This is a genomic window from Empedobacter sp. GD03797, from assembly GCF_029842105.1.
GTDB lineage: Bacteria > Bacteroidota > Bacteroidia > Flavobacteriales > Weeksellaceae > Empedobacter > Empedobacter falsenii_C.
Genome location: NZ_JAOCFS010000032.1, coordinates 21022 through 37763, shown reverse-complemented (window position 1 = coordinate 37763; position 16742 = coordinate 21022). Strand labels below are relative to the sequence as shown.

The following is a 16742-nucleotide window of genomic DNA, read 5'->3' as shown; positions in this document are numbered from 1 at the left end:
AGATTATATTTTCTAATTATCTTATTTAAATTCGACATCAAAAACTTCTGCAAAATGTTTCTTCGTAAACGCTTTTACTTCGTTCATATCTACCTGATGTCCAAGTTCTCTTTCTAATGAAGCTACAGCTTTATCCTGAATTCCGCATGGAATAATGTATTCAAAATAACGCAAATCTGTATTCACATTTAGCGCTAAACCATGCATCGTTACCCAACGTGAAGCCTTAACACCCATTGCACAAATTTTTCGAGCAAAAGGTCGACCAACATCCAACCAAACACCAGTTTCTCCTTGCGAACGCTCACCTTTTAATCCATATTCGGCAATAGTTTTGATAATCACTTCTTCCAAATTGCGCATATACAAATGAATATCTGGCTTGAAAGTATCCAAATCCATAATCGGATAACCAACCAATTGTTGCGGTCCGTGATACGTTATATCTCCGCCACGATTGGTTTTCACAAAAGTTGCATTTATTTCGTTTAATTTATCACTCGAAGCCAACATATTTTCTAAATGTCCACTTTTTCCAAGCGTATAAACATGCGGATGTTCTACAAAAAGTAGATGATTTCTAGTATTTTTAAAATCTGAACTTCCCTCCTTTTCTTGCGCTCTATTATATTGTTTTACGGCTATATTTTCTGCTAAAAGACTTTCTTGATAATCCCAAATCTCTTGGTAATCTCTGTTAATTCCTAAATCTTGGAATTCGACAATTTGTTTCATTTCACAATGTGTTTCGAATGTCAAATTTACGAAGGATTTCAAAAATTATCATTAATCTTCAAGCTCTACTTTAAAATTTCCTAAACTAGGATTATTAAGGATTTCTTCTAATGTATATTCCTTTATAAATGTTTTTCCATCTAAAGTAAACATTGCATCAGTAATATTTAAAGATTTTATTTTCTTAGAAAAAGTATATTTATATTTAAACTTAATTTGTTTCAACATTCCTAAAAAAATCGCTTTTTCTTCATCATTATCAAAGTTCTGTTTATCAAAATCTTTTGAAAATTTTTCAGCATCAATTGTTTTAGAGAAAGATTTTCCATCGAAAGCATATGTTGAGCTTGTCATCATCGCCATAGGATTATCACTAAATAAAGGTTCATCGACTAATTGTTTTGATTTTCTCTTTCTCTTTTTCTTTTGACTTAATTCATCTGTAATTCTTTTTTCTTCTTTTATATTGATACCTGCAAAAGTTTCTTCAATAATTTTTGAATTTGAATTAAATTCTTCTGCAGATTTAGATTTATTAATCATTTCTATTGCAAATTTATCTCTCAAGTCTAATCGAAATTTAAAAAAATCAATTGCAGATAAATCATCTTTATATAAGTCAAATTTTTCGGTTTGTTTTCTGAATTTTTCTCCACCTTTTTCTTGTAATAACTGAACAAATTCATAATATGAATACTCATTATTCGAAATTTGATTCATCTCAATCTTATCATCAATATTACTTGAATTCATCATTGCTCCAATTTGAGGTATATCTATTTTTTGAAAATAATCAAACTCACCTTTTTCATTTACAACAACTTCCTCAGAAATTGTACATGAAGTTAAAGTAGCTAAAGCTAATAATAGTGTAAATATTTTACTGAAATTCATATATAAATTGTTAATTTTTGTTAAAAATAATTGATTTTGTCCAATAAAAAAAACTGAATAAACACCTCTAAAAATAATGGTTTTGAGCAATACATTAACGATTGAATAAAAATCTTTATCTTTGGAATTCTTAGAAATCGGTAGAATAAAATAATCAAATAAAAATGAAGAAACTATTCGTTAAAGGATCTATTTTAATGGCTTTGTTTGCAAACTTTAGTGTTTTTGCACAACAAGGTGGTGGAATGTGGATTCCAACAGAATTGAATGAAAAGGAAATGAAAGACATGGGATTGAAAATCTCATCAAAAGACATTTTCAGTACTGGAGATAAAAGTATCAACAATGCAGTTGCTCACTTTGGTGGCGGTTGTACGTCAGAAGTTATTTCTCCAAATGGTTTACTACTAACTAATCATCACTGTGGTTATGGAGAAATCCAAGCACATTCATCTTTAGAAAATGATTATTTAACAGATGGTTTTTGGGCTAAAGAGTTGAAAGACGAATTACCAAACGAAGCTTTAACAGCGACTTTTATTGTGGACATCAAAGATGTAACTACAGCAATTTTAGCTGGTGTTAATGATAATATGTCGGAGGAAGATCGTAACAAAATCATCAAGAAAAATATTGAAGATTTTAATGCAAAAACTAAGACAGAATCTTATCGTTCAGTATTTATTAAGCCTTTTTACAAAGGAAATAAATATTACCAATTTACGACAGAAACATACAAAGATGTTCGTTTAGTTGGTGCGCCGCCATCTGCAATTGGGAAATACGGAAATGATACAGATAACTGGGTTTGGCCACGTCATACAGGAGATTTTTCGATGTTTAGGATTTATGCAGATAAAAACAACAAACCTGCTGATTATTCACCAGATAATGTTCCTTACAAACCAAAACATTTCTTACCAATTAATATTTCGGGAATTAGCGAGGACGATTTCACGTTTGTATATGGTTTCCCAGGTACGACGGACGAATATTTACCAGCTTCTTCTATCCAGCAAATAAAAGATGTCATTGATCCTGCGCGTATCAATGTGCGTACAATTGCATTATCTCATATCGATAAAAAAATGCGTGAAGACGATGCAACTCGTATCGCTTATGCGTCTAAACAAGCGCGTATTTCGAATTCACACAAAAAATGGATTGGTGAAGTTTTAGGATTGAATCGTTCGAAAGCTGTAGAAAAACGTCAACAGTACGAGCAAGAATTCATGAATCGTATTGCGAAAAATCCAAAATTAAAAGGTGAATATTCGAATATTATTTCAGAATTAAATCAAGTTAATAAAGCAAATCAAGATTACAATTTAGCGTACACAATGTATTCTGAAACGTTTTTCTCAAATTCAGAAACATTCAGAATGGCATTAACATTAAACAATATTTTGAATGCGGTTGGGCAAAAAAATTATGCCGAAACTAAAGCAAAAGCGTTGAATACTGTTGCGTCTATGCACAAGGATTATAATCCTGAATTAGACAAAACTATTTCTTCTGATTTGGCAGATAATTATTTCAAAGTTGTTCCTCAAAATTTATTACCAACTACAACTGCTGCAAATATCAAAACAGCTTTAGGAAATTCGGTAATCAACGGAACGAAAAAAATTAACGGACAATCTGTTTTAGGAAATATCAAAGCCTTAGCTGAAAATGATGCTGAGTTTATCAAGGCTTTAAAAGACGATGCTTTAATTGCTCAAATTCGTTTGATTTTAGATGCAAATCAAACAAAAGTAACGCCTATATATTTGGCGAATCAAGATAAAATCAACAAGTTGATGCGTACGTATATGAAAGCGCAAATGGATGTTTTTACAGACAAAAAAATCTTCCCAGATGCGAATTCTACTTTACGTGTAACTTACGGAAAAGTTGATGGTTACCAACCACGCGATGCGGTTTATTACGAGCCTGTAACACACATGGAAGGTGTGATGGAGAAATATATCCCAGGTGATTATGAGTATGATTTACCAAAACAAATGTTGAGTTTATATGACAAAAAAGATTATGGAAAATACGCCGATAAAAACGGAAAATTACCTGTAAACTTTATTGCAACAAACCATACAACTGGTGGTAATTCTGGTTCTCCTGCATTGAATGCAAAAGGAGAATTAATCGGATTAAATTTTGACCGTGTTTGGGAAGGAACAATGTCAGATTTAAATTATGATCCAGAGATTTGTCGTAATATTATGGTGGACTCTCGTTACATTTTGTGGGTAGTTGACAAGTATGCTAATGCGCAACGTTTGATTGATGAAATGACCATCGTTGACGAAAGCAAAAATGCAAAGAAAAAATAATATTTTTCACTATATTCTGAAAACCACGTTATTACAACGTGGTTTTTTTATTGAAATAAACGTAAGATTCAAATAAAATCTTAAGAAATAAAACTATATTTATACAACTTATCTAAAAAATTGTCAAAATAAAACACTCATAATTATGGAAGTCATTAGAAAATGGCCTTTTTATTTAAAACTAACTTGCACATTATTGTCAATCATTTGTTTAACATTTATTTCAATAATAGGTAAAGGAATTTTAGTTCCATTAATATTAGGCTTCTTAATTTCAATATTATTAGCACCCGTTTGTGCATTTTTTGAAAGATATTTACGCATTCCGCGTGCTATTTCGAGTATCATTACCACCTTGCTTTTTGCAGCATTTATCTTAGGAATTTTCTATTTGATTGCTATACAAATGGCGGAAATAGCAAATGAATGGCCTACATTTCAGAAACAAATCATAGAAGCTTTTATGAATTTGCAAGATTGGATTCACCATACGTTTGGTGTTAATTCGCATGCGCAAATGGAATATTTGACAAAGAATGTCAAAACCACTATCGAAACAAGTACAATTGTAATCGAAAAAGTAATTTCGATTGTTTCATCGATGGCTGTTACAGTTTTGTTCACCTTTTTATACATTGTTTTCTTGTTGATTTATCGTCGTCATTTGGTAAAATTTCTATATTACGCATTCAATTCAAACACACACGATCAGGTTTATAATGTCATTACATCTATTCAAAAAATGGTCAAACAATATTTGATTGGCTTATTTTTACAAATGTTAGTCGTATCAATTTTATCTTTTATTGCATTTTCTATTCTTGGACTTAAATACAAATTTGTTTTAGCTATTTTAACTGGCGTTCTAAATGTTGTTCCATATGTAGGAATTGTTATTTCGTTAATTATAACGCTAATAATCACATTTGCTACAATGTCAGCTTCAAAATTGTTCTTTGTTTTAATTGCATTTATTGCAATTCATGCAATTGATGGAAATGTAGTGATGCCAAAAATTGTAGGTTCTAAAGTGAAAATCAATTCATTGATTGTCATTATTGGATTAGTAATTGGAGAAATGACGTGGGGAATTATGGGAATGCTTTTATCGATTCCAATACTTGCGTTGATGAAAATTGTTTTTGATAATGTGACTGAATTAAAACCTTGGGGTTATCTTTTGGGTGATGAAGATTCAACAGAAATTGATGATGATTTAAATTCTTTTTTAGCCAAAAAGAAAGCTAAAAAATCAAAGAAAAAAACAAAGAAGTTGGACGAGAATTTAGAATAGTCTGATTTCTATTTTACATAATTATCACTCTTTATGAAATATAATTTATTATTCATTTTTAGTTTATTGATTTTCAATATTTCTTGTGAAAAGAAGTTAGAAAAAGAAGTAAATAAAAAATATAGTTATGGAATGATGTCTATTGATGATAGAAATTTATCTATAAGAATTTATAAATATTCTGATTCAATAAATTTTATTACATGGAAGAATATCAATGACTATACTACAAAATCATTCAAAATTTCTAAGAACGATAAAAAAGAATTAGAAGAAAATATTTATAAAATAGTAACCACTCCATATGAAAATGAAATATTTTGCACAGACTATGTGGGGAAAATAAGTATTAGTATGTCCAATCATAATAGCACATATTCTATTAATCTAAATTCTGTTTGTGATTGGAAAACATTTAATGAAGAAACTAAGAACATTTCTAAAATAATAGATCGTTATAAATAGAATGAGAAACTGAAATAAATTCAGTTTGACAATACAAAAAAAGTCTATAACAAATTATTATAGACTTTTTTAATTTATATTATTTTGGTTCTAATTCTTCAAATATTTTTTTTCTAAGAAATAATACAATTTCAAGAAAAGAATCGAGAAAAATATTCCGATTAGTGTTCCGAAAAATATATCACCCGTAAAATGTACTCCAACATAAACTCTACTGTAAGCAACCATTAACGCCCAAACAAGTAAGACATACAATAACCATTTGTAGTAACGTCTCAAAAGTATTCCCATAAAAATTGCAATCGCCATATGATTAGATGCATGTGCCGAAGTAAAACCGTATTTACCTCTACCCTCGCAATCTATCGGGCGAAATAATCCTTGAATCGATTCGGTGTAACATGGACGAAAACGTTGAAAAGAATTTTTCAGGATATTTGTAAATTGATCTGCACATGTTATCATCAGTGCTATACAAACTCCAGCTAACAAGGTTTTCTTCCAACCAAGTTTTACATAAAGTAAGATGAGAAAGATGACATACAACGGAATCCATGTTTTTTTTTCGGTAACTAATAACCAAAACCAATCCCATTTTTCGTTCCCTAAATTATTGAAATACAAAAATATTTGTACGTCCCAATCAAAATAATCTTGTATCATTATCTACTTACTGATCCGCCTAAACCTAATGCTTCGTCTACAGATTTTGGTTCTACAACAACCACAGGTTCTTCCACAATTGGCTCAACCACATTTTCTACAACGGGTTCTGTTGTTTCTTGCACATCCAATTCCAAATCCTGTACAGGATCTACGGCTTTCATAGTTGGTGCATCATCTTTTAACGCTGCATTTACTGTATTATCTTGATGAATTGCTTGATGCATTTCATCTACTGGATTACGAACTTCGTCAAATGATTTCTGAAAATCTTCCATTGGATTGATTTTCGCAAAAGAATCTTTGACTTCGTTCATTGGATTTAACTCTTTTATGGTATTCTGAATCTCTTTTGTAGGATCAACATCCTGAACAGGATTCATGATTTCTTGTTTGATATCTTCAGATGCTTCTTTTAATTTGCGTACAGCAGTTCCCAAACCACGAGCAATTTCTGGAATTTTATCTGGTCCAAAAATCACTACAGCAACCACCATAATAATCACGACTTCCTGGAAGTCTAAAAACGCTGGGTATATTACTAAACTATTCACTAAACAAATGTATAAAATCTAAATTTAGTAGAAGAAAAAAAGCCATCAAATTTCTTTGATGGCTTTCTTAAAATTTATTTAAAATTTGAATCTTATTTATTCATTTGACCTTTTTTAGTAAAGTCATACAATAAAGGAGATGCAACGAAAATAGACGAGAATGTACCAATTACGATACCGATTAATTTCGCAAACATAAATCCTTTGATTGATTCTCCACCAAATGCAAAGATGATTAATACGATTAAGAACGTTGATAAAGACGTATTGATTGTACGTGATAATGTTTCTGAAGTAGAAATATTAATAATATCGTACAAGTTGTGGTTTCTCTCAACTGTTAAATTCTCACGAATACGATCCAAGATAATAATCGAGTCATTCATCGAATAACCAATTACCGTCAAAATCGCTGCGATAAACGCTTGGTCGATCTCCATGTTGAAAGGTAAAATTCCTTTGAATAAAGAGAAAACTCCTAATACAATAATCACGTCATGCGCTAATGCGATGATAGTTGATAATGAGAATTGCCAACGTTTGAACATCACGATTAAGTAGAAGAAAATTGCAACTAATGCTAAAGAAACCGCTATATAAGAAGCTCTTGTTGTATCATCGGCAATTGTAGGACCTACTTTTGCAGAAGACATTAAACCTATTGTAGCATTATCTTCAGAGAAATCTTTTTCAGACATATCTGCTGGTAGATAAGATTTAAGACCTGTATATAATTTGTCTTTGATCTCGTCATCTACATTTGTTCCGTCTTCATCAGCTTTGTATGCTGTTGTAATTTTCACTTGATTTTGACCACCATACGTTTTCACCTGTGGCATCATTTTTTCACCTTCTAACACGAAAACATCACCCAAACTTTCAGAAATTTGTTGTGGATCTACGTGTTTATCAAAACGAACTGTATATGTACGTCCACCTTGGAATTCGATACCCATATCAAATCCTTTTGTGAAGATAGAGATTAAAGCAACTACTGTTAAAACAATTGAAATCGCATAAGAGATTTTTCTTGTTTTTAATAAGTCAACTTTAATATTTTGTAACCAGTGCGCTGTAAATGATGTATAGAAAGGAACAGATTTTCCTTTTGCTAAACGTCCTTCTACAAAGTAACGTGTAATGAAAATCGCTGTAAATGTTGATGTAAAAATACCAATCATAAACGTTGTTGCGAAACCTACAACAGGACCTTTACCAAAGAAGAATAAAATTAATGCTGTGATAAATGATGTTGAGTTGGCATCGATAATTGCAGAGAAAGCTCCTTTCCATGAATAAGCGAAATCTACTGCTTGACGTAATGATTTTCCTTTTCTTAATTCTTCTTTTACACGTTCGTAAATCAAGATATTCGCGTCCATTCCTGTTACCAATGTCAAGATAATCCCGGCAATACCTGGTAAAGATAATGTAGCTTTAAGTGATACTAAGAATCCTAATAAGAATAATAAGTTAACGATTAATGCAACGTTAGCATAAATACCTGCACGGCTGTAATAAAACACCATCCAGATTAATACTAATGCAAATGCACAACCAAAAGCGATTAACGAACTGTTGATTGCTTCTTGTCCTAATGATGGACCAACAACCTCAGCAGAAACGATTTTAGATGAAGCTGGTAAAGAACCTGCTTGTAAAATGTTTGCTAAATCTTTTGCTTCGTCAATTGTAAAGTTTCCAGAAATAACTGAGTTACCTCCTGTAATTTGATTACTGATGTTTGGCGCAGAATACACCATATTGTCTAATACAATTGCAACACCTTGACCTGGTTGTCCAGGACCTGCAGGTTTCAACTCGTCTGTAATACGAGACCACTCTTGTGCACCAACTTGGTTCATTTGCATTGTAACAACAGGCTCATTTGTAAGAGAACCAGGATTACGTTCACCAGCAGCAGAAACTACTTTATCTCCTTCAATTAATGGTTCTTGCGTTCCATTTTTACCTTTTAAGACATAAAACTCTAATAATTTAGGAGCAGATTTATCATTTGCTTGTTTACCTAAATTCATTGGCTTATTCGCCCAAGAGTATTTGTATCCTCTAATGTTTGCTGGTAATCCAGGTACAAAACCTTTGTCTTGCATCACACGGTTTACAACAGCAGTATCTTTTACATTCACAACAAAACTTGCGTTAGAACCAGCTGGTTGCATAACTTCTGCTAAAGTTTTGATTGTTTGTCCTTTCTCATTTTTTACATTATATTTTTCTGTATTAACGCTAGAAAAATATTGTAAAACTGTAGGATCTTGACGAACAACTTGCCAAAACTCTAATTTTGCTGTAGATTGTAATAATTTTTTTACACGGTCAGTGTCAGAAACACCTGGTAATTCTACCAAGATACGTCCATCACCTTTATCACCTAAACGTTGAATTACTGGCTCAACAACACCAAATTGATTAATACGAGAGCTAATTACATCATAAGCTGTTGCAACTTTAGCTTCGATATCTTTACGGATTACTTCTTTTACCTGATCGTCAGAAGCATTGTACGCAATTTTATCCGCATTGTTTTTGTTTCCAAACAAATCTGCAGCTGCGTATTTTGTTCCTCCTTTTATTTTATCAAATTCTTGAAAAAATAATTCTACATAAGGTACGTTACCGTTTGTTTTTTGAGCTTTATCTGTAGCATCCAAAGCCGTTGCCAACATAGGGTTTTGACTTTTCGCTGATAAATTCTCGATTAAATCTCTTTCAGAAACTTGTAAAATTACGTTGATACCACCTTTCAAATCTAATCCTAAATTGATTTCATTGTTTTTGGCATACCCATAATCGTACTTAATAATTCCCAAATCAAGAGGATGCTGAGCCAAGCTATCTAAAATTCTTGGTTCGTCTTCTGGCTTACTCGCCAAGCGCGCCGCCTCATGCTCCACTTTAGTTGTGTACCAAGTATAACTTAGTTGTCTGATACACAAGAGACTTAAAATAATTGCAAATGCTGCAATGAGCCATCTTCCTCGCATAATGTTTAATTGATAAATAAATTTTGACGGACAAATATAATAGTCTTGAAAATACTTTCACAATTTTTTAAGAATAAATCGAAAATCGATGTCCGTATTTCGAAATTCTTTATTCAAAAAATTAGATTTCCTTTTGGTATTTGTAGATATAAATTGACGCATTATTAGAGTCATCATCATTATCTTCGCACAAATACAAGGTATAATTCTTTCCAGATTCTTTATACAACGCTAAACCTTCGATTTTCTTATCATCCGAAATTTTTTGCCAACGTGTAACCTCCATTGTAGCTAAATCTAACTCACCTATAATAGAGCCTTTTATTTCTCCATTAAACTGAGTTGTACTTTTAGATTCTACTGTTGCTGTAAACAAAACTTTTCCATCTACTAAAATAGCATCCGAAAAAGTAGTCGTTTCATTGTTAATTTTAGGCAAAGTAATTGGAAAAAAATCAATTGTTTTCCCTCTCAAATCATTTATCTTACCTCCCACTCTATAAATTCCATTTACACCAGCAGGTCCATTTCCTCTGTTGAAAAAATATGTACAATGTCCATCTGTAATAATTCCTTCGATGTTAAAATCTTTTTTAGATAAATTCGAAACTTTTAAAAATTCATCCAAAAGAAAACTATAATTATCGTTTTGTACCTCCTTGGTTTTGATGTTATATGAAATCAAATCGAAACGATTTTCCTTAGAACCCGAACCAAGAATATACAAATGATTGTCAAATTTTGTAATCGCTTCAAAATCTGGTTTATCTTTTTTGGTGATATGTTTTGATTTTACTTCTGGATTCAAATCAACTTTATCCACTTCTTTTTTCTTTTTATTGTAAACGTACAAATGTGCTTTATCATCGGAAATCGTGTAAACATGGTGTTTATCAACCACTAATCCAGATGCCGCTCCAAGCCCATTTATGACAATTAAAACCTTAAGAATGAAATTGTAAAACAACATAGATGTAAGATTTGTTTTTAAGAGGTTTCAAAAGTAATCAAAGAATATCAGAAACCTTGATAAATAACCGATTTTTTGTAAAAAAAGAACTTAACTTTGTAGCATTTAAAAAGAAAATTGAGAGATGAAAAAAATTCTAAAAATTTACATTGACGCCTACAGCGGACTTTCGAAAGAATCTTGGATGTTAGCCATCGTAATGTTGTTGAACCGAATGGGTTCGATGGTTTTACCATTTTTAGGAATTTATATGATCTCCGAATTAGGATTTTCTTTAGAAAACTCGGGAATAGTCTTAAGTTGTTTTGGAGTTGGTTCTGTAATTGGTTCTTGGCTTGGAGGTTGGATAACAGATAAAATCGGAAACTTTAAAGTGCAAGCCATCAGTTTATTTCTAAGTGCTCCGATGTTTTTGATTTTACCTTATTTTAAAACGGTAGAATCTTTTGCAGTTATTATGCTTGTTTTGAGTATTATTAGCGAAATGTTTCGTCCAGCAAACTCAGTTGCCATCACACGTTATGCTAAGAAAGAAAATATCACTCGTGCTTTTTCTTTGAATAGAATGGCGGTTAATTTAGGTTTCTCAATTGGTCCATCAATGGGAGGTTTTTTATCTAATTATTCGTACGATTTATTATTCTATTGTAATGCAGGAGCCGCTTTGGTTGCTGGAATTGTTTTCTTTGTCTTTTTCAATGGAAGAAAAGAACGAAATGCTGCCTCAGAAAATGTATCTGAAAAAACAGTGGTCGAAAAAGAACGAAATGCTTACACCGATACACCTTTCTTAGTGTTCAATCTGTTTTGTGTATTATTCTCTATTGCATTTTTCCAAATCCTAAATACACTTCCATTATTTTATAAAGATGTAGTGCATTTAACACAAACAGAAATTGGATTATTAATGGGATTCAGTGGAATAATCATTGTTGTATTTGAGATGTTATTAATCCATTATACCGAAAAAAGATTTACAGTTACACAACTTTTAGTTTTCGGTTCATTTATCACAGCAATTAGTTATTTTATCTTCACATTTAGTCACACATTAGGAATGTTGTACTTAGCAATTGGACTGATGTCTATTGGAGAAATGCTTGTTTTACCTTTGATGTCAACGGTTACAGCTTTTCGTTCGCAAAAAAATAACAGAGGAGCTTATATGGGATTAAACGGAATGACAGCAGCAATTGCCTTTATTGTTTCGCCATTCTTAGGAACTCATATTGCTACCGATTACGGTTTTAATACACTTTGGATAATCACCACAGTTATTTTAGTCATCGTAGCTATCGGATATCACTTTTTTACTAAACCACTTTTACCAAAAAATATTTAAGATTTTCTTATCTTCGATAATTATTAGTTGAAATCACATGAAAGTATATACAAAAACAGGAGACAAAGGAACAACAGGTTTATATGGAGGAACACGTGTCTCTAAAAATAGTCTAAAGATTGATTCTTACGGAACAGTTGACGAATTGAACTCTTATTTAGGATTAATTCGTTCATATGAAATTGATCCAGCATTAGAAGAAGAAATTATCATCATCCAAAAAGGTTTATTCAATCTTGGAGCTGAATTAGCAACACCAGTGGATAAATTATACTTGGCAAATGGTAAACCTCGTATTCCGAAAACTATTTCTGAAGAAGATATTGTACAATTAGAGGAATGGATTGATGATTTGGAAGGACAATTAGAACAATTGACACATTTTATTCTTCCAGGTGGAAATCAACCAGCTTCTCATGCACATGTTGCGCGTTGTATTTGTCGTCGTGCCGAGCGTTTGACAGTTGGTTTGGCCGAAGAAGAAGAAATCCGTCCAGAATTACAAAAATACTTGAATCGTCTTTCTGATTATTTGTTTGTTTTAGGGCGTAAAATTGCCACAGACAATAATCACGAAGAAGTAAAATGGATTCCAGGTGAATAAAAAAACACTTTTATTTTTGAATGGCGAAGTTCCTACTATTCTGCCTGACACATCAAATTATGACATGATTTTTTGTACAGATGGTGCATTTCGTTATTTACAAAAATTACATATAACGCCCGATGTTATTTCGGGCGATTTTGATTCTTTCGAAATCAGTCAATTCCCTTCTGAAATAGAAGTTATTTCTACTCCAGATCAAAATGATACAGATTTTGCAAAAGCCTTACAAATCATTTTGGATAAAGGTTTCAAAAACGTTGATGTTTTTGGAGCAAGCGGTCGTCAACAAGATCATTTTATTGGAAATCTAAATGCGGCTTATCGTTTCAAAGATCAAATCAATATTTTGTTCTACGATAATTATAGTCAATATTTTTTCGCAGAAAAAGAAACGAAATTAGAAGGTTATTTTGGACGAACAATTTCGCTTTTACCCTTTCCTGAATGTAAAAACATTATCACAAAAGGTTTGGAATATCCTTTGAATAATGAAGATTTGAACTTACTTTCTCGCATAGGAACTCGTAATAAAGCTAATGAAGATTTGGTTACAATTGATTATTCAGAAGGTAATTTAATTATCTTTATCATCGATCAAGAATTTCCTATTTTGATTGCTTAATTTCACTATTTTTAGTGAAACGCATCTTTTCTTTTTTTTTGTACATTTACTGAAAACCAAATTACTATGAATAAATTTTCAGTTATTGTTGCATCTATTTTAGCCGTTGGGCTGATTGCTGCAACATGTATATTAGGAAACGCCTACAAATATAAATTCAAAAGCTCTGAATCGATCAATGTTACCGGAAATGCGTTGAAAGATTTTAATGCCGATTTAGTTAAATGGCGTGCAACGTTTAGTCGCAAAGATTATGATTTGCGCGTTGCTTCGGATCAATTAAAAGCTGACCAAACGGTCGTCAAAAACTTTTTGATTTCGCAAGGAATCAATCCAAAAGAAATTGTTTTTGAAGCGGTAAATATTTCAAAAGATTTTCAGTACGGAACAGATGCAAACGGAAATTCCATTAGTCAATTTACAGGCTATAATCTTTCGCAAGATGCAACAATCGAGTCGAAAGAATTGGATAAAATAGAGAAAGCTTCGCGAGAAATCTCAACTTTAATTAGCCAAGGCATCGAATTGAGTTCATCTAATCCAAATTATTATTATTCGAAATTAGAAGATTTAAAACTTGAATTGATTGCGCAAGCTTCTGAAAATGCGAAACAACGAGCTGAAAATATTGCAACAAAATCTGGTGCTAGTTTAGGAAAATTGAAACAAGCCGATTTGGGTATTTTTCAGATTACAGGTAAAAATGATAATGAAGAATATTCGGCTGGTGGATCATTGAATACCACATCTCGCCAAAAAACGGCTCAAATTACTGTGAGAGCAAGTTATAACTCAAATTAATAAATCAATAAAAAAAGCTTCTTAATATTAAGAAGCTTTTTTTTTGTCTATTTAAATACTACTGCAAGTAATATCAAAGCAGATATTACAATAAGTACGTCTACAATTTTAATTCTAAAATTACCAATTCCAAAACCTCTTTTTGTAGCATAATTTTTCTTTGATGACATTATAAATCCAATTTCTGATGGAAATACTAAAAGCATGCCAATAATCTAAATTAGAAAAATTATTTTATCATATTTTTAAATTTTTGCTGGCGCCGGAGCAGTTGCTGTTTTTGTATTTTTCATATCCACAACTATCTTTTCATTTGTATCAGATAATAAAAGATTTTTTCTGTAAATAGCAACATTAAGTATTAAATCTATTCTAACTTGATCAAAAGTAACTCCGTTATTTGGTTGAAATTTTAATCTCCAAGTATTTCCTGATCCAACATAAGCTCTTGAGGTATACAACACATTACCATTAATTTTTGTAGAAGTTCCCGTAACTTCTGAAATTCCTAAAGGATCTAATTCTTCTGGAGTTTTTGGATCGCCCGTTTTTATACCATAAATAATAAATCCTCCAATCATCACATGATATTTAGAAGCATCTATTTTTGTGTCATATTCTGTTAAACCTGTATTTGGTAATTTATTAAATCTGAACGTTGCATAATTAATTGAAGCATAACTCATTGTAGAAGGATTGAAAACTTTCATTTTGTTATCATCCTTATCAATTACAGTTAAATAACTATCATTTGATTTTCCTGTGTAAATTCCAGGATTTTCAAAAAACCATTTATCATTACTCCCTTTCGAAATTGTTGTACCATTTACATCTAATGTTCTTTTAGGATTATCGGTATTAATCCCTACTCCTGGAGTATAAGTTTGTCCAAATGTTATGGTTGTAAGTAATATAATTACTACACTGTATATTTTATTTTTCATTTTAATTAACTATAGGTGTTACTGCATCTCCACTTTTATTTCCTCCTAAATTATAGGATTTTGTATTTAAGTTTTTGAAAAATCTATTTGGATAAATTAATACATCAAAAAAATAATTAAAAGCATTATTTACATTTGCAGGACTTGTTGAGGGATTTCTAACTTTTACATGCCACATATTATCTAATCCTACAAAAGCATTATATTCAAACCTTCCTTTACTAGCTGTAGTTGGAAAGCCTTGTTTTAAATTGTCAACAGCTTCAAAATTTGTAATAGCAACAAAATAATCACTTAATGGAATATTAAGGTTTAAATCATCTAAATCATCACCATTTACATTCTGTATTTCATAAGGCTGAATGATAATTGGTAAAACATTTTGTTGACCATAGATTTCTTTTATTTGTCCACTAACATTTCCTATCTGATTCGGATCTTGGGCAACTACTCTATAATCTGTATTAACTTCAACATTATTAACTATCTTTTTTTCAAGTAATTCTTCTAACTTATTTACTTGACCAACTTTATTTGTAATAATGAAATTTCCATTTATTTGTAATTCTTCAGAAGTTAAATCACTATTAGAAACTCCTATTCCTACTTGACTGTACGATATATTTGTTGTAAGTAATAAAATACTTACAATTAAAAAGTTTTTCATTTTTATTAATTTAATATTGGAGTACCTCCTTCATTTAGATTAATTCCAGAATTATTCATATTAACCGTTTGCTCTGGGAGTATTTTTACATAAGTTTTTGGAAAAATAGAGCATGTGATTACCCATTTCTGAGTTCCATTTGTCACAGTTGAATTTAAAGCGGGGTAATCTGCATTTAATGTCCATTCATTATTTACAACTTTAGCTCCTACTCCAGGCAAAGCACTTGTTGTCGTACTTCCTGTAATATTTTCAGAAAAATATCCACTTAATACAACTAATGCATATTTAGTTGCATCAATTCTTGTATTAAAACTTTCAACCCAATCTCCATTTGGAGCGATAAGCTCAAAAGTCACTAACGCAGCAATACCTGTATTATCTGTAGTTCTTACATCTAATATTTCAATATTATTTGTAACAGTATTCTGTACTAATAAATTATATGATTTCTTAATATCTGCCTCAACTGGAGCTAAGTTTTTTGGAAAAATTAATTGATTAGAAACCATATCTCCATTCACTTCAATCGCCCCTCTCGGCGTATCAGTATTAATTCCGACTTGGGCAAACATTGTGGTAGTAGAGAGTAATGTTGCTAGTGAAACTAAAATCGTCTTCATTATTTTCAATAATTCAATTATCGCTAATTGACTTTCATGAGGATAGGAAAAACAAAAGTACATTTATCTACTTAAATGAAATAATGTTAACAAAAAAAATATGAAATATAAACAATAGATAAGTAGGTAAAATACTGTTGTATAACTATATATGGAATTGTTTAAAATGATTAAAAAATAGACTTTAACAGGTGTTAACATAATATTAAGAATTGTTGTT

The 16742-nt window shown here is 31.2% G+C and carries 16 protein-coding genes; 7 read left to right on the top strand and 9 right to left on the bottom strand.

Annotated elements, in window-relative coordinates; all coding sequences use genetic code 11:
* Window positions 1-21: 21 nt before the first annotated feature.
* Together lipB and N5D90_RS15150 are read right to left on the bottom strand one after the other, a co-directional pair.
* Window positions 22-735 (bottom strand): lipoyl(octanoyl) transferase LipB, encoded by a 714-nt coding sequence (gene lipB, locus N5D90_RS15155; RefSeq protein ID WP_115000451.1) that lies wholly within the window; start codon window positions 733-735, stop codon window positions 22-24.
* A gap of 51 nt (window positions 736-786) precedes the next feature.
* Window positions 787-1629, bottom strand: coding sequence for a hypothetical protein (locus N5D90_RS15150; protein WP_280037564.1), 843 nt, complete (start codon window positions 1627-1629; stop codon window positions 787-789).
* A gap of 164 nt (window positions 1630-1793) precedes the next feature.
* Here N5D90_RS15150 and N5D90_RS15145 point away from each other — a divergent pair, with 164 nt between their 5' ends.
* The 3 genes from N5D90_RS15145 to N5D90_RS15135 all read left to right on the top strand — a co-directional run bounded on the left by N5D90_RS15145 (window position 1794) and on the right by N5D90_RS15135 (window position 5721).
* Entirely contained in the window at window positions 1794-3962 is a 2169-nt protein-coding gene (locus N5D90_RS15145; protein ID WP_280063106.1) for a S46 family peptidase, read from the top strand.
* Between the two features lie 145 nt (window positions 3963-4107).
* Complete coding sequence (locus tag N5D90_RS15140; RefSeq protein ID WP_084106808.1) at window positions 4108-5256, top strand: AI-2E family transporter; 1149 nt, start codon at window positions 4108-4110, stop codon at window positions 5254-5256.
* Between the two features lie 33 nt (window positions 5257-5289).
* A complete protein-coding gene (locus N5D90_RS15135) occupies window positions 5290-5721 on the top strand; it encodes a hypothetical protein (RefSeq protein ID WP_280063105.1) in 432 nt (143 codons plus the stop codon).
* Between the two features lie 90 nt (window positions 5722-5811).
* Here the strand turns inward: N5D90_RS15135 and N5D90_RS15130 are convergent, their stop codons facing one another.
* From N5D90_RS15130 to N5D90_RS15115, 4 genes are all read right to left on the bottom strand, one after another.
* Window positions 5812-6384 (bottom strand): phosphatase PAP2 family protein, encoded by a 573-nt coding sequence (locus tag N5D90_RS15130; protein WP_280063104.1) that lies wholly within the window; start codon window positions 6382-6384, stop codon window positions 5812-5814.
* Window positions 6384-6938, bottom strand: a complete 555-nt coding sequence (locus tag N5D90_RS15125; RefSeq protein WP_280063102.1) for a twin-arginine translocase TatA/TatE family subunit — start codon at window positions 6936-6938, stop codon at window positions 6384-6386. The genes N5D90_RS15130 and N5D90_RS15125 overlap by 1 nt, the downstream gene beginning before the upstream one ends.
* 92 nt (window positions 6939-7030) lie before the next feature.
* Window positions 7031-9946, bottom strand: a complete 2916-nt coding sequence (gene secD / locus N5D90_RS15120) for a protein translocase subunit SecD (RefSeq protein ID WP_280063101.1) — start codon at window positions 9944-9946, stop codon at window positions 7031-7033.
* Between the two features lie 121 nt (window positions 9947-10067).
* On the bottom strand, window positions 10068-10916 hold the full coding sequence (locus tag N5D90_RS15115) for a DUF6929 family protein (RefSeq protein ID WP_280063099.1): 849 nt from the start codon (window positions 10914-10916) through the stop codon (window positions 10068-10070).
* Window positions 10917-11040: 124 nt separating this feature from the next.
* On the opposite strand from N5D90_RS15115, the gene N5D90_RS15110 reads away from it, so the two are divergent.
* From N5D90_RS15110 to N5D90_RS15095, 4 genes are all read left to right on the top strand, one after another.
* The gene (locus N5D90_RS15110) at window positions 11041-12258 is read left to right on the top strand and encodes an MFS transporter (RefSeq protein ID WP_280063097.1); all 1218 of its coding nucleotides are present in this window, start codon (window positions 11041-11043) and stop codon (window positions 12256-12258) included.
* A gap of 37 nt (window positions 12259-12295) precedes the next feature.
* Window positions 12296-12862, top strand: a complete 567-nt coding sequence (locus tag N5D90_RS15105) for a cob(I)yrinic acid a,c-diamide adenosyltransferase (protein WP_038330418.1) — start codon at window positions 12296-12298, stop codon at window positions 12860-12862.
* A complete protein-coding gene (locus N5D90_RS15100; RefSeq protein WP_280063096.1) occupies window positions 12855-13487 on the top strand; it encodes a thiamine diphosphokinase in 633 nt (210 codons plus the stop codon). Before N5D90_RS15105 ends, N5D90_RS15100 begins: the two co-directional genes overlap by 8 nt.
* Before the next feature lie 66 nt (window positions 13488-13553).
* Entirely contained in the window at window positions 13554-14288 is a 735-nt protein-coding gene (locus N5D90_RS15095) for an SIMPL domain-containing protein (protein WP_280063094.1), read from the top strand.
* Window positions 14289-14533: 245 nt separating this feature from the next.
* On the opposite strand, the gene N5D90_RS15090 is transcribed toward N5D90_RS15095, so the two are convergent.
* Genes N5D90_RS15090 through N5D90_RS15080 form a run of 3 tightly spaced genes read right to left on the bottom strand, consistent with a single transcriptional unit; the run spans window position 14534 to window position 16522 of the window.
* Entirely contained in the window at window positions 14534-15232 is a 699-nt protein-coding gene (locus tag N5D90_RS15090) for a hypothetical protein (protein ID WP_280063093.1), read from the bottom strand.
* A 1-nt stretch (window position 15233) separates the two neighbouring features.
* Window positions 15234-15899: a hypothetical protein gene (locus tag N5D90_RS15085; RefSeq protein ID WP_280063092.1), complete on the bottom strand. Its 666-nt coding sequence runs from the start codon at window positions 15897-15899 to the stop codon at window positions 15234-15236.
* A 5-nt stretch (window positions 15900-15904) separates the two neighbouring features.
* Window positions 15905-16522, bottom strand: a complete 618-nt coding sequence (locus N5D90_RS15080) for a hypothetical protein (RefSeq protein WP_280063091.1) — start codon at window positions 16520-16522, stop codon at window positions 15905-15907.
* Between the last annotated feature and the right edge of the window lie 220 nt (window positions 16523-16742).